The following is a 25316-nucleotide window of genomic DNA, read 5'->3' on the forward strand; positions in this document are numbered from 1 at the left end:
GAATTCGTGGTCGGACCGGGGGTCGGCGAGGGCCTGGCCGTCGGGGGCGGATCGCCCGGTGGGGCCGGGTCGCCTGGAGGGGGCGGACTGCCCAGCTGGGTCGGATCGCCCAGCCGGGTCGGATCGCCTTGCGCGCGTCACGGATGCAGCCTCCAGTACGGGGTGGATGAGCCGTTGGCGCAAGGAAAGGACCGGGGAGGCGGGTGTGTCGAGGCTTTTCCGGCCGAGTGTCCGGATCAGTGGGCCGGCATCCGCAGCGGTACGACGTGCCGCCCCCGTCACGTCGTCACGTGGGCGTGTCGACGTGACGACGTGACGGGGGCGTGTCGACGTGACAGGGGACGGGACGGGTGGGGAAACGGGTGAGAGCGGCGGGGCGGGGAGCGGCAGCCGTACCGGTCAGCAGTCGCAGCAGCAGCCGTCGCAACAGCAGGAGTCCGGGCAGCAGTTGCAGCCTTCGCAGCTGTCACAGCAGTCGCAGTCCCGGCAGCAGCCCTCGCGCTTCTTGCGCGACCACGGGCCCTCGTACTCCTCGGCGCAGCAGAGCTGGCAGGTGCAGCAGAGTCCGATGGCGACCGCGCAGCCGGCCAGGAGGCCGCGGGGCTTCTTCGGCGGGCGAGGGGTGCCATGACCGCCAGAGCCACTGTCGCCGCCGAATCCTGCGTGCCCGCCGAAGCCTCCGTGCCCCCCATGTCCGCCCTGCGGCACCGCTCCGCCCGCGTAAGGATTCTGCGGCCCGTTCAGGTGCTGCGGGCCGTGGGCGTACGGGCCGCCGGGCGGCGCATGGCCGTACGAAGGCGGCGCGGGGTACGGCTGCGGCTGCCCGTACGGATTGCCCGTCCCGCCGTCGTACGGGCCCGCCCCGTGCCCCTGGTGCGAGCACGACGCCGTGCCGAAGGCGCGGTCGACGGACCGCCGCAGCTCGTGTACGAGCAGCGCGTGCACCAGTGCGGAGTCGGTGAACTCCACGTCCCGCAGCGCGAGGCGGATGCCGTGCAGCGCGTCGTCGCACAGCCGGCGGGCCTGTGCGGGGGAGGCGCCGGTGGCCGTCAGCGGGTTCCAGGCGCCCTCGGCGGCGTCCGCGGCGCGGTCCTCCACCGCGTCGAGGAGGTGGGCCAGCCGTCCGAAGAGCCGGCCGGCCTCGGCCAGCGGTGCGGCGTTGCCGGGGCGGCCCGCGAGGACCGCGGTGTGCGCGAAGGCGGCGGCGGTCGCCGTCTCGGTGGGTTCGGTGACGACGGTCAACGGGGTGCCGGGGCCCGCGAGTTGTTCGATGCCCACCTGCCGGTCGACGGCGTCGACGAGGACGGACGTGTCGAAGCCGAGGGTCGCGCCGGTACGGGCTCCCGCCCGGTCCCAGCCGGCGGCGACCTTGCGTGCCGCGGCGGCCACCGGGCGGCGGCGCAGCAGCCCGTTCCGGTCGGCGACGTGGTCGCGTATCTTCGCCGAGGCGAGCACCAGAGAGACCGAAGCGGCCAGCCGGGCGCCCTCGCCCTTCGCCACCGAGGCGGTCCGCATGCCGCGCAGCGGGCAGGGCCCGGCGGTACGGCGCTGCGCTGCCGCCCGGCCGGACTGGGCGTCCGTCAGGACGGACACGATCAAGCCATCGTAATTGGTCACCACCCGGGCGAACTGCCCGTGGTCACCGCGCAGGGCGAGGCACAGCCCGCACAGATGGGCCATCCACTCGGCCTTGAGCCCGTTGGACAGGCGGTGGGTGCAGGGCCTGACGATTCCGAACACGTGAAGAGATCCCCCGTTGGACATCGATGAAGAGCGGTCGTGGCTGGAAATCGTATTACCCGGCGGGGGCGGGTGGCGGCGGCGGTGGCCCGCGCGGCGGAGGTGGCCGCGGGGTTCGACCGGATCGGGCGGCGGGCGTGCCGGGGTGGGCAGGACGGGGCATAGCAGGAGGCACGACGACACAAGCCGGAGGAGACGCCATGAGGGACACCGTGACGGTGCCGACCGGACCAGCCGGAGCCCCGGCCCGCCCCGCGCAGGCCTGCCCGCCCACCCGTACCGCCCGCGTGCCCCGCAGCCGTACCGCGTACGCCGCGTGGCCGGAGACACGGTGAGGAGCCGCGGCGTCCGGCCCCGGACCCGGCTCCCGGTGTCCGAGAGCGAGCGGGTGCTGTTCGGCGGTGCGCTGCGCTACGACCTGTCGTTCACGCGGCACGAGATGCCGATCCTGCGGATGGGACTGTGGTCGATGGCCCGCCAGTTCCCCGCCATGATGGGCGCCGTCGCCAGGGCGGCCTGGCGTGAGGACCGTGTCGCGCTGTCGGTGCTGCTCGGCGCGGAGGCCGGCCAGGGCGTCCTGCGGGCCTTCACCCTGGTGGCCACCAACCAGGCGCTCGTGGCGCTGTTCGCGGCCGGGCCCACGCCCGAGCGGCTGCGCCAGGCGCTGCCCGCCCTGGTGGCCGTGGCTGTCGTGGCGGTGCTCTCCGCGCTCCTGTCGGCGGTGTCCACGGCGGCGTCCGGGCAGCTGGAACCCAAGATCGAGCGTGTCTGCACGGCCCGCTTCTACCACGGTGTGATCCACGTCGAACTCGCCGCCTTGGAGGACCAGCAGGTCCACCGCACACTCGACGCGGGCCGGTTCGGCACCGACTCCATCCGGATGATGCTCGGGTCCTCGATCCTGGTCCTCAACGCGCTGATCGGCCTGCTCGCCGCGGCCGGTGTGCTGCTCATGCTGCACCCGCTGCTCGTGCTGATGCTGTTCCTGGTGGCCGCCCCCAAGGGGTGGGGTGCGGTGCTCTCGGCCCGCAGGCAGTACGAGTCCCGGCACACGTGGATCGAGCACCGCCGCGCCATCTCCGTCATCACCCAGAAGCTCACCGACCAGGCGTGTGCCGCCGAGATCCGGGTGCACGGCGCCGGGCGGCTGCTGGTGGACGCGTACGCGGACATGTCGAAGACGGTGGAGCGCGAGCAGCAGCGGCTGGCCCGTGCCGAGGCCGGCACCCAGACCGTCGCCTCGGCGGCTTCGGGTCTGGCGTCCCTGGGCGCCTACGGTGTGCTGTGGCTGCTGCTGACCGGCGGCGGTATGCCGCTGGCCGTGGCCGGGACCGCCGTGATCGCCGTACGGACGTCCAGCGCCGGCCTGATGTCCCTGGTCATGCAGTTCAACCGCCTCTACGAGGAGGCCATGTACCTCAAGGACTGGGAGGACGCGTGCAGCACCGCCAAGCGGCACGCCATCCCCGGCGGGGGCGCCCCGCTGACCGGGCTGCTGGAGGAAGTCCGCCTGGAGAACGTTTCCTTCACCTACCCCGGCGCCACCTCGCCCGCCCTGGACAAGGTGGACCTGACGATTCCCCGCGCCTCGGTGGTGGCGCTGGTCGGGGCGAACGGTTCGGGCAAGTCCACCCTGGCCAAACTGGTGGCGGGCCTGTACCTGCCCAGCGACGGACGCCTGCTCTGGAACGGCACCGACACCCGGGACGCCGACCGTGCGGACGTCTTCGGGCAGGTGGCCCTGCTGGCCCAGGACTTCCCGCACTGGCCGATGACCGCCCGCGCCAACATCCACATCGGGCGCAGCGACCAGCGGCTCGAACAGTGGCGCGTCGAGCGGGCGGCCGACGGCGCGGACGCGACCGACGTCGTCACCTCCCTGCCGCACGGCTGGGACAGTCTGGTCGTCAAGGGCTTCGAGCGCGGCACCCAGCTCTCCGGCGGGCAGTGGCAGCGCATCGGCACCGCCCGCGCCCACTACCGCGAAGCCCCGCTGCTGGTCGTGGACGAGCCGACGTCCGCGCTCGACCCCCGGGCCGAGGTCGAGGCGTTCCAGGCCCTGCGTGACCTCACCGGCGACGGCACCACCGTCCTGCTGATCACCCACCGGCTCGCCGCCACCGCGACCGCCGACCTCATCTACGTCCTCGACGAGGGCCACCTCATCGAGCAGGGCACGCATGCTCAGTTGATGGCCCTCGACGGTGGTCACTACCGGTCGCTCTACGAGATCCAGGCCGCTCAGTACGCGAGCGCTGTACCCGATTCCAAGGGGCGTGGCGCGGGGGAGGGGAGATGAGCCTTGCCGGGAGGAGCCTCGCCGGGAGGAGTCTCGCCGGGCGGGAGCGGATACGGGGGGAGGGGTGCGGTCTGCCGGGTACGCGAGGTATGCGGCCGGCCGAGTGCGCGGCCGCGGGCCCCCGGAGTGTGCGACCGGGGCCCCGCGATGCCCGTCCGGGCCTGGTGTGCCGGCCGTCCCTTCCGCGCTTGCCGACGCGGCGGTGCCGCTATTCGGTCAGTGACTTGGCGAACAGGCCGTAGAGCTTCTTGTACGCCTCGTCCTGCGTCGGAATGAGCACCAGGACACGAAGGGTCAGATGGCCCTTGGCCGGGACGATGTGGACGCCCTCCGGAGGCGAGCCGAGGACGACGTTTCCGTCGGAGCCGTCATGGATGACCATTCCCCAGAAACTCGCTTCGAATTCCGGTGCCAGCACCGAGCCGTCCGGGAGCTGGCCGAAGCCGACGTGCCAGTGCTTCACATCGGTGTCACCGGCATACAAAGTGACGTCGTAGGAGTGGATGTACTTGTGGGTCTGCCAGTCCTGCCAGGAGGAGTTGAAGGTGCTTTCCACCGTGAGGTTCTTGTTGGCCGCCGTGAAATTCACGGTTTCCGGCGCGGATTCCTGGCCACCGCGTACGGCCTTCGCCGTCACGCTGTGCTTCCCGGGTGACCAGCCGCCCTCGCGGGCGAAACTCCACAGGTTGCTGTTCACCTTGGCGGTGCCGAGCTGGGTGGCGCCCTCGGTGAGCGTCACCGTGTCGGCGTTGAACGCGACGCCGTCGACGGTGGCGCCGCTGTCCACCTCGGTGCCTTCCTTGGGCGACCGGATGTCCACGACGGGCGTCGGCAGGACGACGTAGAACCGCAGCGGCGCCTTGCCGGACAGGACGTCGTCGCGCACCGCGATGGCGGAGAGATCGTGCTGGCCGAGCGGCCAGTCGGTGTCCGGGGTGTACTCCCACGTGCTGTCCTTGACCGGGCAGGTGCCCAGCAGCCTGGTCCCTTCGTGGAGCAGCACCTGCTGGACGTCGGGGGCCGCGTTGCCCTGGACCGTCTGCCGGCGCTCCTGGGTCTGCGCGCTGGGTTTCGGCGCGGTGAACACCGGCAGTGGCACCGGCTTGTTGAAGGCGAGGGCGGACTGGGCCTGGTCGTTCCAGGTGCTGGTGGGGCTGCCGGAGAGGGGAATACGCGTCAGGTCGGTGATCGAGGAGTTGGCGGGGACGGGTAACTGCGAGCCGCCCTGGTTGGTCCGCGTGAAGAGGATGTTGTCCCGGCCGGTGTTGTTGACGACGCTGCTCACACCGTCGTCGCTCTGGTCGAACCCGTAATCGCTGAAGTTGTTCGCCGTACCGTTCGCCGGGATGACGAGAATTTTGGTGCGGGGCCCTCCCGCGTTGTAGTTGACATCGGCAAACAAGGAGAAGGCGTTCTTGGGGGCGGCGTCCTGCCCCCGGCCGGTGATGACGTACGGTTCGTCGGCGTTCTTGCCATTTCCGTCGGTGGTCACTCGCGTCCCCATCTCGTCGCTGTGGCGGTGAATGCAAGGCTGCCCGCGGCATGTGGCTCCGTCAATTGCGGAAGGCTTGTTCGACCGTGTTCAGGCCATATGCGCAGCTGGCTCGATTCCGGACGGTGCGGGGCCGGAAAGAACGTTTATTCCGTCGCTGCCGCCTCATTCGGCAGGTGGCGGTACAGGCAGGAGGGGGCGGCCGGCCACCGGCAACCCGCAACGCACGACCCGCGACCGGCATCCAGTGGTCCGCGGGACGCCGCGACCGCGTGATTCATCGGCGCACCGCGGGGCACCCGCAACGGCACGTCACCCTGTACGGGTTTGCGACCAGGAGGTCACAGTGAGAACAGTGAGCAAACGTCCGCGTCTCTTAGCGGTGGCGGCAACCGGGACGCTGTCCCTGGCCTTCGTCACCGGCTGCGGCGGAGGGGAGGACCAGGCATCGGGCAAGGGCCCCGGGAAGCAGGGCGGAGCAACGGCGTCCCAGGGCGGCGCGGCGGACGGGCCGCAGGCGGTACGGGCCGCGCACCAGAAGACCACCGCCGCCAAGACCGCCAAGATGACGCTCCTCACGCGGGCCCGGAGCGGCGGCAACAACGCGGAGGTCCGTGGGTCCGGGGTCGTGGACCTGGGCAACGGCAGCAGTGAAATGGTGCTGCTGACCGGCAACCAGCAGATCCATCAGCGGACGGTGGACGGCGTCCTCTACCAGCAGCCGCCTGCCGCCCAGCGGCAGCAGCTGCCGCAGGGCAAGTCGTGGCTCAAGGTGGATCTGAAGAAGCTGACGCAGCAGTCCGGCGGCAGCTCGCAGTACGAGGACCCGACGTCCTCCTTCAACTACACCAAGGGCATCAGCGACAAGGACGTCACCAAGGTCGGCACCGAGACCGTCGACGGTACGGCCACGACGCACTACAAGGTGTCCGTCGACGTGGCGGAGCTGGCCAAGGACAACGCCCAGCAGGCGAAGCAGCTCAGGGCGCAGCTCGGCGACCGGCTGCCGCTCGACATCTGGCTGGACGCGCAGGGCCGGGTCCGCCAGGAGAAGATCGAGGTCAAGCCGCAGGGCGGCAAGCAGGGCAGCAGCGGCGCGCGGACCAGCGTCAGCACCACGCTGAAGTTCAGCGACTTCGGTACGGACGTGAACGTGACCGCGCCCCCGGCGAAGGACACGGTCGACATTACGGACAAGGCGGCTAAACAGGGGCAGAAGGGTCAGCAGGGGCAGCAGGCGACGAAGTCCTGACGGCCCACCGAGGTACCCCGAAGGCGCCGGTGGGTGGACCGGCGCCTTCGGCACGTCCGGAGGCGCTCCGACGGGCTGCCGGACATGGCTGCCGGGCACGCCTGCCGAGCGCGGCTGCCGGGCGCAGCCGCTGGGCACAGCCGCCGGGGGGCAGCCGCCGTGCGTGGCCACCGGAGGAGCCCCAGGTTCCCGGGCCTCCCCAGGCTTCCGTGGCTCAGCGCCCAGCCGTCGAGCAGACCGAGCATCGCCTCCCAGTAGTGCGGGCCATGGTCCCCGCCAGACGGGTGCCCGCAGAGGCTTGTCCGGGGGCCGCCGGGTGTGAGGGCATGTCCGGTCCCCGCCGGGCACGTACAAGAAGCACGTACGGCCGGCGGATGCCGTGCCGCGCACCACCGGTCTGACACGGATCACTGCATGGAAGAAGGCCGGCTCCGATCTCGCTTCCATGGAAGAGGCCGAACCTGCCCCCATGCCCGAGACGGCATAGCCCTTCCCCCGCCGAGCCCGCCGAGCCCTTCCGCCGAGGCCAGTGAGGGACAAGGGGCCCGCAGAGACTAAAGTCGGTCGTGCTGCTATGCAGGCTCGTACCGGCCCGGTGCCGAGCCGGTGCCCGGGGAAGGACAAAGATGCAGGCCGGAGTGTTGCTGTGAGATTTCTGCACACCTCCGACTGGCACCTGGGCCGCTCGTTCCACCGGGTGAACCTGCTCACCGCGCAGCGCGCCTTTCTCGATCATCTCGTCGAGACGGTCCGTACGCGGCGGGTCGACGCGGTCCTCGTCGCGGGTGATGTCTACGACCGCGCCGTACCGCCGCTGGCCGCCGTGGAGCTCTTCGACGACGCCCTGCACCGGCTCGCCGGCCTGGGCGTGCCCACCGTCATGATCTCCGGCAACCACGACTCCGCCCGCCGCCTCGGGGTCGGCTCCGGTCTGATGGGGCAGGCCGGCATCCACCTGCGGACCGACCCGGCGGCCTGCGCCACCCCGGTCGTGCTGCGCGACGCGTACGGCGAGGTCGCCCTGTACGGACTGCCGTACCTGGAACCGGCCCTGGTCAAGGACGAGTTCGGCGCCGCGCGGGCCGACCACGCGCACGTACTGGGCGCCGCCATGGACCGGGTGCGCGACGACCTGGCGGCCCGGCCGGCGGGCACCCGGTCGGTGGTGCTCGCGCACGCCTTCGTCACCGGGGGCGCACCCAGTGACAGTGAGCGGGACATCACGGTCGGCGGCGTGGAGTCGGTGCCCGCCGCCGTCTTCGAGGGCGTCGACTACGCGGCCCTCGGGCACCTGCACGGCTGCCAGACGATCACCGACCGGGTCCGTTACTCCGGCTCCCCGCTCGCCTACTCCTTCTCCGAGGAACGGCACCGCAAGTCCATGTGGCTGGTCGACCTGGACGCCGCGGGCACGGTGACCGCCGAGCGCCTGGACTGCCCGGTGCCCCGCCCGCTGGCCCGCCTCCGCGGCAAGCTGGCGGACCTGCTGGCCGACCCGGCGCACGACGTCCACGAGGAGGCGTGGGTCGAGGCGACGCTGACCGACTCCGCCCGCCCGCACGAACCGATGGCCCGGCTCGCCGCCCGCTTCCCGCACATCCTCAGCCTCGCCTTCGAACCGGAGGAGGGAGCCGCCCGCACCCTCGCCTCGTACGCGCAGCGGCTGCGCGGCCGCAGCGACCAGGAGATCGCCGAGGACTTCGTCGCCCACGTACGGCCGGGGCGCGGCGTGGACGACGAGGAGCGGGACGTACTGCGCTCGGCGCTCGACGAGGTACGCACCGACGACGCGCTGCGGGAGGTGGCGGGGTGAGGCTGCACCGGCTGTCGGTCACGGCCTTCGGGCCGTTCGGGCGGACCCAGACCATCGACTTCGACCGGCTCGCGCGGGCCGGTCTCTTCCTGCTCCACGGGCCGACCGGCGCGGGCAAGACCTCCATCCTGGACGCCGTCTGCTTCGCCCTGTACGGGACCGTGCCGGGGACGCGACAGAGCGGCCAGGCGCTGCGCAGCGACCTCGCCGACCCGTCGACGCCGACCGAGGTGGTCCTCGAACTGACCGTCGGCGGCCGGCGGCTGGAGATCACCCGGCTGCCGGAGCAGCCCCGCCCGAAGAAACGCGGGACCGGCACGACCCGCGAGAAGGCACAGAGCCGGCTGCGTGAGTACGTGACCGGCGACGGAGGAACAGGCACAGCCACCGCCCACGGCGGGCACTGGAAGGCTCTCAGCCGCTCCCACCAGGAGATCGGCGAGGAGATCGGCCAGCTGCTCGGCATGAACAAGGAGCAGTTCTGCCAGGTCGCCCTGCTGCCCCAGGGGGACTTCGCGCGGTTCCTGCGCGCGGACGCCGAGGCCCGCGCCCGGCTGCTGGGACGGCTCTTCGACACCCGCCGGTTCGCCGCCCTCGAAGAGCAGCTGGCCACCCGTCGCAAGGCCGCGGCCGACCAGGTGGCCGCCGGGGACGACCGGCTGCTGGGGCTCGCCCACCGGATGGACCAGGCGGCGGGCGAGCCGGCCGACCTCGTCGACCCCTCGGTCCCCGCGCCGGGACGCGCACCGGAAGCGGCGGCCCCGGCGCCGGGCCGCCGTGGCGGTACGGGTGCAGGCAGGGGTACGGGCCGGGCGGCGCGCGCTGCCGGTACGTCTGCGTCTCCCCGGGGTACGGCGACCGCCACCGCACTCGTACCAGGACAGTACGGGCCGGGACAGTACGGGTCGGAGCACGGGCCGGGCTCCGCTGAGGCCGCCGAGGCGCCGAGCCCCGGCGAGCCGGGCTTCACCGAAGCCGTACTGGTACGGGCGGCCGTCGCACGGGCCGGCGCGCGCGAGCGGTACGACATCGCCCGGCTCGCCGTACGCTCCGCCGAGACGGCGGAGGCCGCCGCCCGCGCGCGGGCGGACGAGGAGCGTGAGCGGGACCGCCTCCAGCGCCGGTACGCCGAGGTGCAGCGGCACGCGGCGGAACTGGCGGCGCGGTCCGGTGAGCGGGACCGGGCCCGGGAGCGCCTGGCGCGGGCCCGCGCGGCCGCCGAGGTCGCCCCAGCCCTGGCGCTGCGCGACGCGGCCTGGCGCGAGCACGGGACGGCGCAGGCCGAGGAGCGGCGCGGGCGCTCCCAGCTGCCGCCCGATCTGGCCGGCGCGGACGCCGAACGGCTCGCCGCTCTCGAACGCGAACTACGGCAGGACCTCGGATCGCTGACGGCGGCCCGCCGGGCCGAGAGCCGCGCCGCCGAGATCGCCGCGGAACGCGCCGGGATCGAGCGGGAGGCGCGGGCCGACGAGCAGACGCTGGTGGACGCCGCCGCGTGGCTCGCGAACCGGGAGCCGGCGCACCAGGAGAACCAGCGGCGCATCGAGGCCGCCCAGGAAGCCGCGGCCCGTGCCGAACAGCTGCACGCCCAGCTCGACCCGGCCCGGCAGCGGCTGGCGGCCGCGCGGCGGCGCGATCACCTCACGGAGAGCCTGCGGGCCGCCGACGAGGACGTGCTGCGCGCCCGGGAGCGTGCGGCGGCGGCCCACGAACACTGGCTCGACCTCAAGGATCGCCGTCTGCGCGGCATCGCGGCCGAACTCGCCGCCGGACTGGAGGACGGCGCCGCCTGCGCCGTGTGCGGCGCCACCGAGCACCCCGCCCCGGCCCGCACCGGGGCCGGACACGTGGACCGTACGGCCGAGGAAGCGGCGCTGGGCGCCTACCGGCAGGCCGAGTCCGCGCGTCAGGACGCCGAGCGTGCCCAGCAGTCCCTGAAGGAGGAGCGGGCCGCCGCCGTGGCAACCGCCGGGGACACTTCCGTCGCCGAACTGGCGCGCGCTGAAGAAGAGTTGCGCGAGACGTACGCGCGCGAGCGCGCCGCGGGAGCCGATCTGCATGCCGCTCGCGAAGCGTCCGCGCGTGCCGACCGCGAGTACGAGCGCCGCCGCACCGAGCAGCAGGAGGCCGAGCGTCGCGCTGCCGCACGCACTTCCCACCGTGAAGCCCTGGACCGTGAACTCGCTTCGCTCGACAGCGCTCTGGAGGAGGCGCGCGGCGGCTTCGCGAGTGTCGCCGAGCGTGCCCGCCGCCTGGAGCGGCAGGTCGCGCTGCTGGCCGAGGCCGCAGCCGCGGCCCGTACGGCCGAGACGTGCGCCCAGCGTCTCAAGGAGACCGACGCCCAGTTGTCCGACGCCGCCTACCGCGCCGGCTTCGACACCCCGCAGGACGCGTCCGCCGCGCTGCTGAGCGACGCCGACTGGAACGCCCTGCAGCAGCGCCTCGACCGCCACCAAGCCGAGACGGCCGCGGTGGAAGCCGAGCTGGCCGACCCTGAGGCGGCCGCCGCGGCTGGCCTTCCGCCTGCGGATCCGAGCCGCGCGCACGCTGAACTGGAGCACGCCGGCCGCAGACTGCGTACGGCCAGTACGGCCTGTGCCGCCGCCGAGGAACGCTGCGCCGAACTCGACCGTCTCGGCGCGCGGGCGCACTCCGACGCCCGGCAGCTGGCCCCCCTGCGTACCGAGTACGAGCGCATCGCCCGCCTCGCCGCCCTCGCCGCCGGTACGTCGGCGGAGAACGAACGGCGGATGCGCCTGGAGTCCTACGTCCTGGCCGCCCGCCTCGAACAGGTCGCGGCCGCCGCCAGCGCGCGCCTGCACCGCATGTCCTCCGGCCGCTACACACTCGTGCACTCCGACGAACGGGCCGGCGGCGCGCGCCGCTCCGGCCTGGGACTGCACGTCATCGACGCCTGGACCGGCCACGAACGGGACACCGCCAGCCTCTCCGGCGGCGAGACGTTCTTCGCGTCGCTGGCCCTGGCGCTCGGCCTCGCCGACGTCGTCACCGACGAGGCGGGCGGCACCCGCCTGGACACCCTCTTCATCGACGAGGGCTTCGGCAGCCTGGACGAACAGACCCTGGACGAGGTGCTGGACGTCCTGGACTCGCTGCGCGAACGGGACCGCAGCGTCGGCATCGTCAGCCATGTCGCCGATCTCCGGCAGCGCATCCCGGCCCAGCTGGAGGTCGTCAAGGACCGCGCGGGGTCGTCCATACGCCACCGGGTGCCGGACTGACCGGAACGGCGGGACGGTGGGACGGCCGGACGGCGGGGCGGCCGTACGCGGGTGAGCGCCTCAGGCGCTGATCGGGCGCCGGGGGAGCGGCGAGGAGTAGACGACGCTGGTCGTCACCGCGCCCAGCACGCCGATCCGGCCCGACACCTCCTCCAGGTGCTTCATCGAGCGGGCGGCGACCTTCAGGACGAAGCAGTCGTCGCCCGTGACGTGGTGTGCCTCCAGAATCTCGGGCGTGCTCTCCAGCAGGCCGCGGAAGGCCGCGTCGCTGCCGTTCGGGTAACGCAGCCGGACGAAGGCCAGTACCGACAGCCCGACGCGCGCCGGGTCGACCACCGCGGCGTACCCGGATATCACCCCGGCCTCCTCCAGCCGCCGTACCCGCTCGGTCACCGCACTCGCGGACATGCTCACGGCGCGGGCCAGTTCGGCGTAGCCCGCGCGGCCGTTGTGCTGCAGGACGTCGAGGATGCGCCGGTCGGTGGCGTCAGGGGAATAGCCGGTCATGGGAGGTGTCTAGCAGTGGAATCCCCGGTGGATCAAGGCTTTTGCCGGTGGTCGTCACCTCCGGGCGCCGTCTTCGCTACCCCAGAAGGGGGGTTCCGGTACGCAAGCGATGTACCGGCCGCGAACGGGCTGGCATGGTGCTGAAGGTGAGCAATACGAGCAACGTACGCGAAGTCATCCGATATTACCGGCAGCCGGGATCTCGGGTGGGTTACCGCCTTTTTCTGAACGGCACCAAGCATTTCGGCTTCTACCGTTCGACTGATTCCCCGTGGGCCTGGTCGAAAGCGCTGCGCCGTATGGAAGACAGAATGGGGCAGACGCTCGCGCAACCGGCGGGCGCGCGCGTGCTGGACGCCGGATGCGGCGTGGGCGACGTGGCCGGCCGGCTGGCGGACCGTTTCGGGCTGCGCGTTCACGGGGTGGACCTGCTCGACGCCCATGTCGCCCAGGCCCGGCGCCGGGCCCGCCGCCGCGGCCTCGACCACCTGCTCACCTTCTCGCACAGTGACTACGCGGCCCTGGACTTCCCCGACGAGAGCTTCGACGCCGTCTACACCATGGAGACGCTGGTGCACGCGGCGGACGCCGAGGCGGTGCTGGAGCAGTTCCACCGGGTGCTCAAACCCGGTGGCCGGCTCGTCATGTTCGAGTACGCCCGGGAGGCCGCCGCCCGGATGCCGGCACCGGCGGCCGAGGTGTTCCGGGAGCTGAACGACTGGGCCGCCATGCCGTCGTTCCAGCGTTTCACCTACGGCACACTGGAACGCCTGACCACCGAAGCCGGGTTCTCGGTGCGCGGCGTCGAGGACATCTCCCGCAGCATGTGGCCGATGCTCCGGTGCTTCGCCGTGATCGGAGCGCTGCCCGGTGCGGGATTCCAGGCCGCGCGGTTGCGCCGGCATTCCGTGAACACCCTGTCGGCCGTGGAATTCTGGCGGCACCGCGCTTTTTGGCGGTACGAGATCCATACCGCCGACAAAGTCCGTACCGCCGGCACCTGAGTTGGGCGAGCGGAACGCGGTACGGATGACGGGTGCGGGGGCAGCGGGAAATCCGCGGCCCCCGCGAACGCGGCCGCCTCAGATCCGCGACAGCTCGGCCAGCAGATCGTCCAGGCCCAGCGACCCCTGCGACAGCGCCGCCATGTGCCACGCCTTGAGGTCGAAGTCCGCGCCGTGCCGCTGCCGCGCCGCCTCGCGCCCGGCGAGCCACGTACGCTCGCCCAGCTTGTAGCCGATGGCCTGGCCCGGCATGCCCTGGTAGCGGATGATCTCGCTCTCGACGAAGTCCGCCGGACGGCTGCAGTGCAGGGCGAGGAACCGGTGGGCCAGCTCCGGCGTCCAGCGCTCACCCGGGTGGAACGGCGAGTCCGCCGGAATGGCCAGCTCCAGGTGCATACCGATGTCGATGATGACGCGGACCGCCCGCATCATCTGCGCGTCCAGGTAGCCGAGCCGGCGTTCGGCGCTGGTCAGGAAGCCCAGTTCGTCCATCAGCCGCTCGGCGTACAGCGCCCAGCCCTCGGCGTTCGCGCTGACCATGCCCACCGTCGTCTGGTAGCGCGAGAGGTCCTCGGCGACGTGCGCCCACTGCGCCAGCTGGAGGTGGTGGCCCGGCACACCCTCGTGGTACCAGGTCGAGACCAGGTCGTACGCCGGGAAGCGGGTCTGGCCCATCGTCGGCAGCCAGGTGCGGCCGGGGCGGGAGAAGTCCAGTGACGGGCCGGTGTAGTACGGGGCCGCGGCGCCGCCGGGCGGCGCGATCCGCGACTCGACGTGCTTGACCCGCTCCGCCAGGTCGAAGTGGGTGCCGTCCAGCGCCTCGATGGCCTGGTCCATCAGCGCCTGGAGCCACTGGCGGGTCTCCTCGACGCCCACCACGGCCTCACCGTTCTCGTCCAGCCAGGCCAGCGCCTCCCACGGGGTCTTGGCGCCGGGCAGGACCTTCTCGGCCTCCTTGACCATCTCGGCGTGCAGCCGGTGGAACTCCGACCAGCCGTACGTGTAAGCCTCGTCCAGGTCGAGGTCGGCGCCGTTGAAGAAGCGGGCGAGGACGGCGTAGCGCTCGCGGCCCACCACGTCCGGCGCACCCTCGACCGCCGGGGCGTACCGGTCGCGGAACCAGTCGCGCAGCTCCACCAGCGCGCCGGTCGCCAGCGCGGCTGCCGCGTCCAGCTCGGCGCGCAGCGCCGCCGGGCCCGGCTCGGTCAGGTCGGCGAACCAGCTGCGGTCCGTACCGATCCACGTGTCCAACTGGCCGATGACGGTCTCGACCTGCCGCGGCCCGCCGAGGAGGTTCCGCTCCAGACCGGCCTCCAGCGAGGCGCGGTAGCCCTCCAGCGCGGCGGGCATCGCCCGCAGCCGCTGGGCGAGCGCCGCCCAGTCGTCGTCCGTCTCGACCGGCGTGATCATCAGGACCTCGCGTGCCGAGTGCAGCGGCGTGTGCAGGTTGCTCACCGTGCGCAGCCCTTCGCCCGACTCGTGCACCGCCAGTTCCGCGGTCAGCCGCTCCCGCAGCAGCCGGGCGCAGCGTCGTTCGAGCTCGCTGTCCCCGCCCGGCCGCCGCTCGGCCTCGGCGAGCCGGTCCAGCGTCGTACGGGCCAGCTGGGCCACGGCTTCCTGGCCGGTGGGCGAGAAGTCGGGCAGCCGGCTCGAACTCTCCGGGACGCCGAGGAAGGTGCCGGTGATGGGGTCCAGGTCGACCAGGGCGTCGACGTAGGCGTCGGCGACCTGGCGGGGGAGGGGCGCGTTGTCGGAAGCAGTGGTGTGGGACATGCGCCCCATCCTCGTACGGATGCCCCCGGTACGTCATCATCAGCGCGCCGTACGTTCCTGCCGGGGCGCCGCGTCCGCGCAGGGCGAACGGGAGCGGAGGGCCGCGGCACCGGCCGCCGCGCCTGGTGACGCGGCCGTCATTGGTCCGTACCGGACTCTTGCTCCCGCCCGGAGCGGAGCACCAAGCTCGCAGAATGGACCTGGAATTGCGGCATTTGAAGACGATCCGGACTATTGCCGACGCGGGCAGCCTGACCAAGGCCGCCGCCCGGCTCGGTCTCGCCCAGCCCGCCCTGAGCGCCCAGCTCAAACGCATCGAGCGCACCCTGGGCGGCCGGCTCTTCGAGCGCGGGCGCTTCGGCGTGCGGCCCACCGCCCTGGGGGAGTTCGTGCTCGAACGCGCCCGCGTGGTGCTGCCCGCGATCAGCGAACTCCAGCAGGAGGCCGTACGGTTCACCAGCGCCGGCGGCGCCGTGGCGGGCCTCCGGCTCGGCGGCACCCACGGCCCGTTGCTCGGCGGGCTGGTGGACCGGCTCGCGACCGTCCGCCCGGGCGTGCCGGTGACCACGTTCACCACCTGGTCCGAACGCGAGATCGCCGCGTCCGTCACCGCCGGGCGGCTGGACTTCGCCCTGATCGGGGCGTGCGGGGAGAGCCCGGCCCCCGAGTCCGAACGGCTCAGCTGGCGGGAGGTCGCGGTGGACCCGGTCTTCGTCATGCTCGCCGAGAGCCACCCGCTGGCCGGCAAGCGGGAGATCGGTCTGGCGGAACTGGCGGCGGAAGCCTGGGCGGACGTACCGGGCGACGGCTGCTTCGCGGACTGCTTCACCCTCGCCTGCGCCCGCGCCGGCTTCACCCCCACCCGCGTCTACGAGACCGACACCGCGTCCTGCATCCACCTCGTCCAGGTCGGCCGGGCCGCCGGCCTGTGCCGCGCGACGCTGCCCCCCACCCCCGGCATGGTGACCAGACCGCTGGCCGGCACGCCGCTGACCTGGCGCCACCTCGTGGGCTGGCACCCGGGTACCCCCGCCGCCGACTCCGCCGCCGAGGTCGTCACCCAGGCACGCGCCGCCCACGCCGACGCCGCCGCGCGCAGCGACAGCTACACGCAGTGGCTCGCCGACCACGGCGACCCGGCCGATCACCGGAACGCGGCCGATCCCGGGCCACCGTGGGGCGCGGAGGGGCGGGCGGCGGCTCCCGGCCGCTCGTGGCCGCCGAGCGTCACCGACTACCCGTGAGTCCCACCCGCCACCCATAACACCTGGCAGAAGGACAACTGACATCTTCTCCGGGCCGGCACACGGCACCTACGTTTTCGGCACCTCCACCCCCCCGAGACCGAGGAGACCTCCCCCATGCGCCACAGACACGCCCGAACCAGCGCGTGTGCCGTCATAGCCGCCGTCGGAGCGCTCGTCCTGACCGCGCTGCCCGGCTCGGCGACGGCCCAGACCGTACGGGCGGACTCGACGTCCCCGCAGGCCCCCCACCGCTCGGCCGCCGAGACCCTGTCCGTCGACGCCACGTCCGACGCCGTGTTCCAGGCCATGAAGCGCGACCTCGGCCTCGACCGGGCACAGGCCGAACGCCGCCTGGCCAACGAGGCGGAAGCCGGCGCGGTCGCCGGACGCCTGCACAACGCGCTGGGCACGTCCTTCGCCGGCGCCTGGGTCAGCGGCACCGAGTCCGCCACCCTCACCGTGGCCACCACCGACGCCGCACGCCTGGCGGCCGTACGGGCGGCGGGTGCGCGCGCCGTCCACGTACCGCACAGCCTCGCCCAACTCGACGCCGCCAAGGACAAGCTGGACCGCGCGTCGGCGCGCCGGGCCGCTCCCGAAGCGTCCTCGTGGGCCGTCGACGTCCGGACGAACACCGTGCGGCTGCGCGCCGCCGACCCGGCCGCAGCCCGGTCGTTCGTCGCGGCCAGCGGCGCGGACCGCGGCCTCGTCAGCGTCGGCGCGACCGCCGAACGCCCGCGCCCGCTCTACGACATCCGCGGCGGCGACGCGTACTACATGGGCGGCGGACGCTGCTCCGTCGGCTTCGCGATCACCCGCGGCACCCAGCAGGGCTTCGCCACCGCCGGCCACTGCGGCCGCGCCGGTACCTCCACCACCGGCTACAACCAGGCCGCTCAGGGCAGCTTCCAGGCGTCCACCTTCCCGGGCCGGGACACCGCCTGGGTCGCCACCAACAGCAGCTGGACCTCGACGCCGTACGTCAAGGGACAGGGCGGCCAGAACGTACGGGTCGCCGGCTCCACCCAGGCGGCGGTCGGCGCCTCGATCTGCCGCTCCGGCTCCACCACCGGCTGGCACTGCGGCACGGTCCAGCAGCACAACACCAGCGTCACCTACCCGCAGGGCACCGTCAGCGGCGTGACCAGGACCTCGGTCTGCGCCGAACCGGGCGACTCCGGCGGCTCCTTCATCTCCGGCAGCCAGGCGCAGGGCGTCACCTCCGGCGGGTCCGGCAACTGCCGCTCCGGCGGCACGACCTACTACCAGCCCATCAACCCGCTGCTCCAGGGCTACGGCCTGACCCTGAAGACCGGCACCAGCGGCTCCGAGGACCCCGGCCCCGGCCAGCCGGGCGAGACCACCTGGGCCGCCGGCACCGTCTACGAGGCGGGCACCCAGGTCACGTACGACGGCACCACCTACCGGTGCCTCCAGGGCCACCAGGCGCAGCCCGGCTGGGAGCCCGCGAACACACCGTCGCTGTGGGAGCAAGTCTGAGCAGCAGCACGCCGGGTCCTCGAAGAGCCGCTGAGGACCGCGGGACGGGCTGAGCAGTACAGCACCGACAGAACGGCCCGGAACCACAGGACGGGTTAGAACCACAGAACGGCCCAGAACCACAGAACGGCCCGGAACCACTGAGGTACGGCACCGATCCGCACCGGTCTCCGTACCGCCGGGGCCGGCTGGTACGAGCGCTCGCGTACCGGCCGGCCCCACTTTCCTTCGCGCGCCCGGGCGCCGCGCGGTCACGCCGTCACACCGGCACGGCACCTGCGCCCGGCCGTCACGACACTTGCGGTCCGCTCCCCGGCACGACGCGGGCCGCCGCCTCCGGCCGTACCGACTCCCGCCGGGCAGGCAGCCCCTCCGGGCGGGCGCTGATCACCAGCGTCCCTTCCTCGATCTGGTAGTCCAGCGGCAGCCCCAGGCCCCGCATCGCCGCCACCATGCCGGTGTTCGACGCCTGTGTGATCACGTACACGCTCGCGCAGCCCGCGTCGGCCGCCATGCCGACCAGCCGGCGCAGCAGTTCCGAGCCGATGCCGCGCCGCTGCCACGCGTCCTCCACCAGCAGCGCGACCTCCGTCTCCTCGCCGTCCCACAGCAGGTGGCCGAGGGCCACCAGCCGCCCGGACGCCGTCTCGACCGCGAGGGTGCGGCCGAAGCGGGGGGTGAGCAGGTGGTCCAGATAGCGCTCGGCGTCGGCGACCGGACCCTGGTAGCGCATCGCCAGCGTCCGGGCCGAGCAGCGGTCGTGCATCTCACGGGCCGCGGCCAGGTCCGAGGTGTCGGCGCGGCGGACCGTGATGGCGTTGCCCTCGGGCAGGGTCAGCACGTCGCGGCGCGGCGGCACCCGCTGGCCGAGCCGGGCGTCCAGCTCGACCAGCGCCCGTACCCGGGCGAACTCGGTGGGCGTGAAGGGCAGATGCGGGCGTTCGATGGTGACGGTGCCCCCGGACGGGTCGCGGAACTTCATGCGGTGCTCCTCGAGAATGCCCTCGTCCGGCACCTGTTCGGCGGGCGGGCGGCCTTTCAGGGCCGCCGCGGGCACCGAACGGATGGTGCAGCGGCCCAGCAACTGGCGTAGCGCGAGCGGCAGCTCGGCGGAGTCCAGTGCGGTACGGGTGGCCAGTCCCAGCATCCGGGTGGGGGCGTCCACCAGGTCGTGGGCGTCCGCGCGCTCCAGCCAGGTGCGGGAGCCGCCCGCCGCGGCGACCGTCCGGGTCAGTTCGGCGGCGGGCAGCGGGACGGGGGCACGCAGCAGGAACTCGTCCACCGTCCCGTCCGACAGCGGATGGGTCTGCAGGCTGAGGATGTCCACCCGGTGCCCGGCCAGGGCCGTGCACAGCGCGGCGAGGCTGCCCGGCTGGTCCCGTACGGTCGTACGCATCCGCCACAGCGCCGTCTCCTGCGGCTCCCCTTCGGGAACGGCCGGAGCGGTGGGCGCTGCGGCGCCCGTATCGGTCGGCGGCGGAGCGTGGTCGTGGCGCCCTGACCACCAGGTGTGGAACCCGGCCGTGGCGAGCAGGACGACGGCCGAGCAGCACAGCAGCACCGGCCCCGAGGGGCCGTGCACGACGGCGTTGGCGACGGCGTCCGCCACCGACACCGCGGTGAACAGGGCCGCCAGCTCGACCAGGTCCCGCCGCCAGTGGTGGCGGCGGGCGCTCTTGGCAGATGTCGCGTCAGTCATGCAGCCCAGCGTCGCCGACGGGTGTTGCCTGATCGCGAACGCTCTGTGACCGATGGGTAAAGGACACAATCGCGGCAAAGACGGCGGGACGCGCCGGCCGCCTCGTCCGGTGCGGTGCTTGGGGCCCGTCCGGCGCGGTGCTCTCCACCTGCCCGGCGCGGTGCTTGCCGCCTGCCCGGCCCGGCGCTCTCCACCTGCCCGGCCCGATGTCCCCTCCCGCCCGGTGCGTCGTTCCCTACCGTCCCGGCTGCCCCACCCGTCCCGGCTGCAACGACCGGCTGAACAGAACCTGCCCGTTGTCCTGGCGCAGCCGTACGGTCAGCTCGCCGCTGTCCCCGTCGATGTCCACCTCGCCGAAGTACTGCGGGCTCTCGGCAGGGGAGACGTTCGCCCGCTGCGGCGCCTTGACGAAGGGCTGGGCGGGGCCGAACGTGCCGTCCAGCGGCACGGCCGGGAAGCCGCCCGCGTTGAGCGGGCCCGAGACGAACTCCCAGAACGGCGCGAAGTCCTTGAAGGCGGCGCGCGACGGGTCGTAGTGCTGGGCGGAGGTGTAATGCACGTCGGTGGTCAGCCAGACCGTACCGGTGACGCGGTGGCGCTTGATGTGCCGCAGCAGCTCGGCGATCTGCAGCTCCCGGCCCAGCGGCGCGCCAGGGTCGCCCTGCGCCACCGCCTCGAAGTCCGTCTTGCCGTCCGCCACCACGAGTCCCAGCGGCAGATCGGAGGCGATCACCTTCCACACGGCACGCGACCGCGACAGCGCGCGCTTGAGCCAGGCCAGCTGCTCGGCACCGAGGATGCCCTGCCGGTCGTCGGTCTGCCGGTTCGGCGAATTGGCGTTCCGGTACGTGCGCATGTCCAGCACGAACACGTCCAGCAGCGGACCGTGGTTGATCACCCGGTAGACCCGGCCGCCCCGGTCCGACCGGAGCGTCCGGATGGGGAAGTACTCCCGGAACGCCCGCAGCGACCGGGCCGCGAGCACGTCCACGTCCTTCTCCGTGTACCGGGCGTCGTCCAGGATCTGGCCCGGGTACCAGTTGTTGCGCACCTCGTGGTCGTCCCACTGGATGACGGTGGGGACCTGCGCGTTGAAGCGGCGCAGGTTCGCGTCCAGCAGGTTGTAGCGGAACGCGCCGCGGTACTCCGCCAGCGTCTCGGCGACCTTCGACTTCTCCTCGGTGGTCACATTGCGCCAGATCCTGCCGTCGGGCAGTCGCACACTGGCCTCGATCGGACTGTCGGCGTAGATGTTGTCGCCGCTGCACAGGAAGAAGTCCGGATCGCGGCGGCGCATCTCCTCGTAGATCCGGTAGCCGCCCAGCTCCGGGTTGATGCCCCAGCCTTGCCCCGCGAGGTCGCCCGACCAGGTGAAGCGCACGCCGTCGCGGCGCCGGTCCGAGGCGGTACGGAACGTTCCGGTGACCGGCTCACCCGTACGCCGGTAGTCGTCCGGGTCGGCCAGCAGCACCCGGTAGTGGATCTGCTCGCCGGACGGCAGACCGTGCAGCGCGGTGGTGCCGGTGAAATCCGTACCGGGGCCGAGCACCGGCCCGTGCCAGGTACGGGCGTTGCGGAACGACTCGGTCGCCGCCGTCTGCACCAGCATCCGGGCCGGCCGGTCGGAGCGTACCCACACCAGCCCGGAGGAGGTCGTCACGTCTCCGGTCTGCACACCCCACGGGGCACCCGGCCGCCCGGCACGCGCCTGCGCCACTGCTGTACGGGGCACGGCGCCCGCACCGGAACCGCCCGCGCCCGCGGCGTTCGCGGCGGCGGGAAGGGCCAGTGCCGCGGTGCCGAGCGCCGCGCCGTGCAGCACCGACCGCCGGTTGACGGCTCTGCCGGATCCCTGCGCCATGTGAAACCTCCCGTGATACGACCGATCTTGGTGACGTTCCCGTTCGTACCGGCACCCGGTGCCCCGCCGCCGAACGGACGGTGAACTCCGGGAGGCTTGCAGAGTACGGCGGAACGGGCGCCACGGCGGCCGCACCGGTCCCGGATTTTCCGTCCGGTGCCCGCACACCACGCCCGAACCGGCCACCCCACGGACGTCCTCGCTGGCTGAGGCCCGGCAGGCCCGCTGGACAACGCCCGGCCGGCCCGCTGGGATGAAGGCGTGCGCACCGATCCCGCGACCGACGTCTTCCAGGAACACCGCCCCGTACTGCTGGGCGTGGCCTACCGGATGCTCGGCCGGGTGGCCGACGCCGAGGACGTGGTGCAGGAGGCCTGGCTGCGCTGGTCGTCCGCCGACCGGCAACAGGTCCGCGAACCGCGTGCCTATCTGGTGCGCGTCACGACCCGGCTGGCCATCGACCGGCTGCGGCAGGTTCAGGCGCGCCGCGAGGCGTACGTAGGCCCCTGGCTGCCCGAGCCGCTGGCCACCGACTTCGGCGACGCGGGCGCCGACACCGGGGAACGTGCCGCCCTCGCCGAGTCCGTCACCCTCGCCGTCCTGGTGGTGCTGGAGTCGCTGTCGCCGCTGGAGCGCGCGGTGTTCGTACTGCGCGAGGCGTTCGGCTATCCGTACGCCGAGATCGCCACCGTCCTGGAACGCGGCGAGGCGGCGGTGCGCCAACTCGCGGCGCGCGCCCGGCGTCACGTCGAAGAGCGCCGCCCGCGCTTCGAGGTCGACCCGGTCCGGCAGCGCGACCTGACCGAACGCTTCCTCGCGGCAGCGGCCGGCGACGACCTGCAAGGGCTGCTGAGCCTGCTGGCCGAGGACGTACGGCTGGTCGGCGACAGCGGCGGCAAGGCCAAGGCGCCGCTGCGGGTCATCGAGACCGCCGACAAGGTCGGCCGCTTCCTGCTCGGCGTGGCCCGGGCCGGCGTCCCGTCGGCCGAGTTCGTCTTCCGGGAGCTGAATGGTGGAGTCGCGCTGCTGGTGCTCTCCGGGGGCAAGGCCGATGGGGTCTTCCAGGTCGATGTGGTGGACGGTCGGATCCAGACCGTGTACATCATCCGTAACCCGGACAAGTTGGTGTCGCTCGCCGGGGCGGTGTGAGCCTCCCGTCTTCCCGGCCTCGGCCCGGCCTTCGTCCTGGGGCTTCCACGAGCACGTCCCGTACCGCTCTGTCCCGGCCGGGGGAGGCCTCGTCACGCAGCGCGTCGACGGCCGGAACGTGAACGGAGCAGGTGTGCGGCGGCGCGGACACGATCGGCAGGGTGACCGGTCGGGGTCGCGGTCGTCGTCGCGGTCACCGGCCGTGAACGGATCGGTCGATTGGTCTTGACCAAGGGTGGGGGCGGCCATATCGTCACAGGGATACTGCAACAACCTTTAATAAAGAAGCGCTCATATCCGGGCGCGCGTACGGGCTCGGTACGGGCCCGCACTCCGGTGGGGACCACCTCCGCCGGGAAGACGGCCATGGCGGAGGACAGGGTGGGGACCACGCAGCTCGAAACGGCGCCGGAGCCGAAGTACTGGCACCTCAAGACCGTGCTCAGCGAGGCGCTGGACTCGGAGTTCTCGGTCGGTGAGATCCTGCCCAACGAGCGCGAGCTGGCGGCGCGGTTCGGCGTCGCGCGCGCCACCCTGCGGCAGGCCCTGGAACAGTTGGAGCTGGAGGGCAGGCTGCAGCGCCGTCGCGGCGTGGGCACGACCGTCGCGCCGCCCCGCGTGGGCGTGGCCGTCGACCCCGCGCGCCACACCTGGCCGGGCGCACCCGGTGACGACTGGCAGCCCGTCGACGCCGTCGAGTCGCGGAACGTGCCCGCGGCCGTGGCGCGCCAGCTGGAACTGGCGCCCGGCGAGCAGGTGCACGTCGTGCACCGCAGCCGCGTCACACACGGTCAGCCGGTCGCCGCCGAGCAGCTCTACGTACCCGCCCGCTCCGTGCCGGAGGCCGAAACGGCCACCGGTGCCGCCGTGGACGCCCAGGCGCGGGCCCGTACCGTCCTGCGCGAGCTCCAGCAGCTCGAACTGGAAGGCCAGGACCGGTCCGTGGAACTCGGCTCGGCCCGCGCGGACGACGCCAAGGAACTGGACCGCCTGCCCGGCGCCCCCGTCCTCGTCGTCACCACCCGCTACTTCGCGGGCGGCCGCACCGCTGCCGTCGCCCTGTCCACCTACCGCGCCGACACCTGCCGGCTCACCTTCGGCGACAACGAGACCGGCGCGGGAGTCACTGTCCTCGCGAGCTAGGGCGCACGGGAGCGTCCACGCCGCCGGGGCTCTCGTTGCGCGACAATCGGCCCATGCTGAAGATCGGATCGGTCGTGTTGGGCGCTTCGGACGTGCGGCGTGCGGCCGCCTTCTGGGCGGACGCCCTGGGGTACGAGCCGCGCGAGGAGATGGAAGACGGCTGGGTGGTGCTGAAGCCCGCGGAGGGCATCGGCGTCCAGGTGTCGATCGGCCGGAGCGAGACGCCCGTGCAGGAGCATCCACGGGTCCACCTGGACCTGTACGCCGGTGACGCCGCCGATCAGGCCGCCGAGGTCGAGCGCCTGGTGGCCCTGGGCGCCCGGCGGGTCGACTGGGACCGTTACCCGGACGACGCCGACTTCGTCGTCCTGGCGGACCCCGAGGGCAACCGCTTCTGCGTGATCGACACCGGACGCGGCTGAGCGGGGGAGTGCGGGAAGCGGGGGCGGCGCGGGGGCTCATCGGTCACCGGGCCCCTCTGCCGTGCGGGTCGGCGACGCGTCGGCCGGCGGGGTCAGGAAGGCCCGCACCATCGGCACGACGAGGTCGGCGCGCCGCGGCAGATTGCTGTGGGTCGTCCCCGGGAGCACCCCGAGCTGTGAGCCGGGGATCAGCTCATGCATCTCGACGGCGTGTTCCAGCCGGACGAAGTCGGTGTCCCCGACCAGCAGGAGGACGGGCGCTTCCAGACCGGCCAGGTCCCGGGCGGGCCAGCCTTCGAAGGCGTGCACCGTCGGTTGCAGCTTCTCGGCGAACGCCTCGAAGCGGCCGGGGTCGGGGGCGACCTTCGCATAGGCCTCGTACATCTCCTGGAAGTCGCTCTCGGTGGGCATCCGCCGGGAACCCGACTGCGCCCGCGGGCCGAGGATGTCCGGGTGGTAGCCGTCGGGCCGGTAGTGGGTGGAGGCGAGCACCAGCCGGTTCACCCGCGCGGGACAGGTGAGCGCCAGCTGAAGGGCGGTCAGGCCGCCGAGGCTGAACCCGAAGAAGTCCGCCCGGTCGATCCCCAGATGGTCCAGCAGCCCCACCACGTCGTCGGCCAGGTACGCGAGCGTCGGGTCCCGGTCGATGTCACCGGTGTGCCCGTGCCCTTGCAGCTCGACGGCGACGACCTGCCGCGTCGCGGCGAGCGCGGGCAGTATGCCGCCGAAGGTCAGGTCGATGGTGAGCAGTCCGCCGTGCAGCAGGACCAGCGGCTGTCCCGTGCCATGGACCTCGTAGTACAGATCCAGTCCGTTGACCCGCGCATATCCGGCGGACGACGGATAGGTGGCCGACTCCTGTCCCTCAGTCATCGCGCTCTCCCCGGCTCGGCCCCGTGACCGGCCCTGTGACGCCTGCTCGGCCGGTCTCCGAGGTAACTCTCAGCACACTAGCCGGGGGGTCTGACAACGCCCCCGCGTCACGCCGGGGCCGGGCTGAGGACGGCGAGGCCGCGTCCTCCCGGACGAGGGGGATCCGGACCCGGTCGGCGGAACCGGCCACAGCTCCGGCCCGGCGCTGACCGTCGCTTCAGGCGGCTGTCCGGGCGAAGGCGCGTACGAGACGACGAGCCCCCGCTCGTTCAGCACCGGCGGGTTGCTGCCCCTGATCCG

18 protein-coding genes are annotated in these 25316 nt (G+C 72.9%); 11 read left to right on the forward strand and 7 right to left on the reverse strand.

All coding sequences use genetic code 11. The annotated features are described in order from the left end of the window. Window positions 1-399: 399 nt before the first annotated feature. Window positions 400-1740, reverse strand: coding sequence for a DUF5685 family protein (locus OEIGOIKO_RS37590; protein WP_125057783.1), 1341 nt, complete (start codon window positions 1738-1740; stop codon window positions 400-402). 200 nt (window positions 1741-1940) lie between these two features. Between OEIGOIKO_RS37590 and OEIGOIKO_RS43665 the strand changes: the two genes are divergently transcribed. Both OEIGOIKO_RS43665 and OEIGOIKO_RS37595 read left to right on the forward strand, forming a co-directional pair. Then, on the forward strand, window positions 1941-2075 hold the full coding sequence (locus OEIGOIKO_RS43665) for a hypothetical protein (RefSeq protein WP_281288424.1): 135 nt from the start codon (window positions 1941-1943) through the stop codon (window positions 2073-2075). Window positions 2076-2110: 35 nt separating this feature from the next. Continuing rightward, window positions 2111-4039, forward strand: a complete 1929-nt coding sequence (locus tag OEIGOIKO_RS37595; RefSeq protein ID WP_246177816.1) for an ABC transporter ATP-binding protein — start codon at window positions 2111-2113, stop codon at window positions 4037-4039. A 208-nt stretch (window positions 4040-4247) separates the two neighbouring features. Here OEIGOIKO_RS37595 and OEIGOIKO_RS37600 read toward each other — a convergent pair whose 3' ends face one another. Next, on the reverse strand, window positions 4248-5543 hold the full coding sequence (locus tag OEIGOIKO_RS37600) for a hypothetical protein (protein WP_125057785.1): 1296 nt from the start codon (window positions 5541-5543) through the stop codon (window positions 4248-4250). A gap of 370 nt (window positions 5544-5913) precedes the next feature. On the opposite strand from OEIGOIKO_RS37600, the gene OEIGOIKO_RS37605 reads away from it, so the two are divergent. The 3 genes from OEIGOIKO_RS37605 (at window position 5914) to OEIGOIKO_RS37615 (ending at window position 11838) form a co-directional block, all read left to right on the forward strand. Then, window positions 5914-6783, forward strand: coding sequence for an SCO4651 family lipoprotein (locus OEIGOIKO_RS37605; protein WP_125057786.1), 870 nt, complete (start codon window positions 5914-5916; stop codon window positions 6781-6783). 646 nt (window positions 6784-7429) lie between these two features. Further along, window positions 7430-8596: an exonuclease SbcCD subunit D gene (locus OEIGOIKO_RS37610; RefSeq protein ID WP_125057787.1), complete on the forward strand. Its 1167-nt coding sequence runs from the start codon at window positions 7430-7432 to the stop codon at window positions 8594-8596. Next, window positions 8593-11838, forward strand: coding sequence for an AAA family ATPase (locus OEIGOIKO_RS37615; protein ID WP_125057788.1), 3246 nt, complete (start codon window positions 8593-8595; stop codon window positions 11836-11838). The genes OEIGOIKO_RS37610 and OEIGOIKO_RS37615 overlap by 4 nt, the downstream gene beginning before the upstream one ends. 60 nt (window positions 11839-11898) lie before the next feature. Here OEIGOIKO_RS37615 and OEIGOIKO_RS37620 read toward each other — a convergent pair whose 3' ends face one another. Then, window positions 11899-12345, reverse strand: coding sequence for an Lrp/AsnC family transcriptional regulator (locus OEIGOIKO_RS37620; protein WP_125057789.1), 447 nt, complete (start codon window positions 12343-12345; stop codon window positions 11899-11901). Window positions 12346-12392: 47 nt separating this feature from the next. Between OEIGOIKO_RS37620 and OEIGOIKO_RS37625 the strand changes: the two genes are divergently transcribed. Beyond that, the gene (locus tag OEIGOIKO_RS37625; RefSeq protein WP_218040032.1) at window positions 12393-13349 is read left to right on the forward strand and encodes a class I SAM-dependent methyltransferase; all 957 of its coding nucleotides are present in this window, start codon (window positions 12393-12395) and stop codon (window positions 13347-13349) included. A 78-nt stretch (window positions 13350-13427) separates the two neighbouring features. Here OEIGOIKO_RS37625 and OEIGOIKO_RS37630 read toward each other — a convergent pair whose 3' ends face one another. Continuing rightward, complete coding sequence (locus OEIGOIKO_RS37630; protein WP_125057790.1) at window positions 13428-15122, reverse strand: DUF885 domain-containing protein; 1695 nt, start codon at window positions 15120-15122, stop codon at window positions 13428-13430. Between the two features lie 194 nt (window positions 15123-15316). Here OEIGOIKO_RS37630 and OEIGOIKO_RS37635 point away from each other — a divergent pair, with 194 nt between their 5' ends. Together OEIGOIKO_RS37635 and OEIGOIKO_RS37640 are read left to right on the forward strand one after the other, a co-directional pair. Next, complete coding sequence (locus OEIGOIKO_RS37635) at window positions 15317-16366, forward strand: LysR family transcriptional regulator (protein WP_246177818.1); 1050 nt, start codon at window positions 15317-15319, stop codon at window positions 16364-16366. Between the two features lie 117 nt (window positions 16367-16483). Continuing rightward, window positions 16484-17869: a carbohydrate-binding protein gene (locus OEIGOIKO_RS37640; protein ID WP_125057791.1), complete on the forward strand. Its 1386-nt coding sequence runs from the start codon at window positions 16484-16486 to the stop codon at window positions 17867-17869. Between the two features lie 289 nt (window positions 17870-18158). On the opposite strand, the gene OEIGOIKO_RS37645 is transcribed toward OEIGOIKO_RS37640, so the two are convergent. Together OEIGOIKO_RS37645 and OEIGOIKO_RS37650 are read right to left on the reverse strand one after the other, a co-directional pair. Next, window positions 18159-19568, reverse strand: coding sequence for a GNAT family N-acetyltransferase (locus tag OEIGOIKO_RS37645; protein WP_125057792.1), 1410 nt, complete (start codon window positions 19566-19568; stop codon window positions 18159-18161). Window positions 19569-19803: 235 nt separating this feature from the next. Next, window positions 19804-21429: an alkaline phosphatase D family protein gene (locus OEIGOIKO_RS37650; RefSeq protein ID WP_125057793.1), complete on the reverse strand. Its 1626-nt coding sequence runs from the start codon at window positions 21427-21429 to the stop codon at window positions 19804-19806. A 261-nt stretch (window positions 21430-21690) separates the two neighbouring features. On the opposite strand from OEIGOIKO_RS37650, the gene OEIGOIKO_RS37655 reads away from it, so the two are divergent. The 3 genes from OEIGOIKO_RS37655 (at window position 21691) to OEIGOIKO_RS37665 (ending at window position 24143) form a co-directional block, all read left to right on the forward strand. Next, window positions 21691-22578, forward strand: a complete 888-nt coding sequence (locus OEIGOIKO_RS37655; RefSeq protein ID WP_125057794.1) for an RNA polymerase sigma-70 factor — start codon at window positions 21691-21693, stop codon at window positions 22576-22578. 381 nt (window positions 22579-22959) lie between these two features. Next, window positions 22960-23721 carry a GntR family transcriptional regulator gene (locus OEIGOIKO_RS37660; RefSeq protein ID WP_125057795.1) on the forward strand — a complete coding sequence of 254 codons (762 nt, stop codon included), beginning with the start codon at window positions 22960-22962 and terminating at the stop codon, window positions 23719-23721. Between the two features lie 53 nt (window positions 23722-23774). After that, on the forward strand, window positions 23775-24143 hold the full coding sequence (locus OEIGOIKO_RS37665) for a VOC family protein (protein WP_125057796.1): 369 nt from the start codon (window positions 23775-23777) through the stop codon (window positions 24141-24143). Between the two features lie 36 nt (window positions 24144-24179). Here OEIGOIKO_RS37665 and OEIGOIKO_RS37670 read toward each other — a convergent pair whose 3' ends face one another. Next, window positions 24180-25016: an alpha/beta fold hydrolase gene (locus OEIGOIKO_RS37670; RefSeq protein ID WP_125057797.1), complete on the reverse strand. Its 837-nt coding sequence runs from the start codon at window positions 25014-25016 to the stop codon at window positions 24180-24182. Window positions 25017-25316: the final 300 nt, after the last annotated feature.

Origin of the sequence: Streptomyces paromomycinus (genome assembly GCF_003865155.1) — a bacterium.
GTDB classification, from domain to species: domain Bacteria; phylum Actinomycetota; class Actinomycetes; order Streptomycetales; family Streptomycetaceae; genus Streptomyces; species Streptomyces chrestomyceticus.

Excerpts from the sequence above, each read along its gene's own strand:
- OEIGOIKO_RS37650 (WP_125057793.1), bottom strand. The coding sequence starts at position 21,429 with ATGGCGCAGGGATCCGGCAGAGCCGTCAACCGGCGGTCGGTGCTGCAC.
- OEIGOIKO_RS37645 (WP_125057792.1), bottom strand. The coding sequence starts at position 19,568 with ATGACTGACGCGACATCTGCCAAGAGCGCCCGCCGCCACCACTGGCGG.
- OEIGOIKO_RS37635 (WP_246177818.1), top strand. The coding sequence starts at position 15,317 with ATGGACCTGGAATTGCGGCATTTGAAGACGATCCGGACTATTGCCGAC.
- OEIGOIKO_RS37640 (WP_125057791.1), top strand. The coding sequence starts at position 16,484 with ATGCGCCACAGACACGCCCGAACCAGCGCGTGTGCCGTCATAGCCGCC.
- OEIGOIKO_RS37630 (WP_125057790.1), bottom strand. The coding sequence starts at position 15,122 with ATGTCCCACACCACTGCTTCCGACAACGCGCCCCTCCCCCGCCAGGTC.
- OEIGOIKO_RS43665 (WP_281288424.1), top strand. The coding sequence starts at position 1,941 with ATGAGGGACACCGTGACGGTGCCGACCGGACCAGCCGGAGCCCCGGCC.
- OEIGOIKO_RS37620 (WP_125057789.1), bottom strand. The coding sequence starts at position 12,345 with ATGACCGGCTATTCCCCTGACGCCACCGACCGGCGCATCCTCGACGTC.
- OEIGOIKO_RS37665 (WP_125057796.1), top strand. The coding sequence starts at position 23,775 with ATGCTGAAGATCGGATCGGTCGTGTTGGGCGCTTCGGACGTGCGGCGT.
- OEIGOIKO_RS37600 (WP_125057785.1), bottom strand. The coding sequence starts at position 5,543 with ATGGGGACGCGAGTGACCACCGACGGAAATGGCAAGAACGCCGACGAA.
- OEIGOIKO_RS37670 (WP_125057797.1), bottom strand. The coding sequence starts at position 25,016 with ATGACTGAGGGACAGGAGTCGGCCACCTATCCGTCGTCCGCCGGATAT.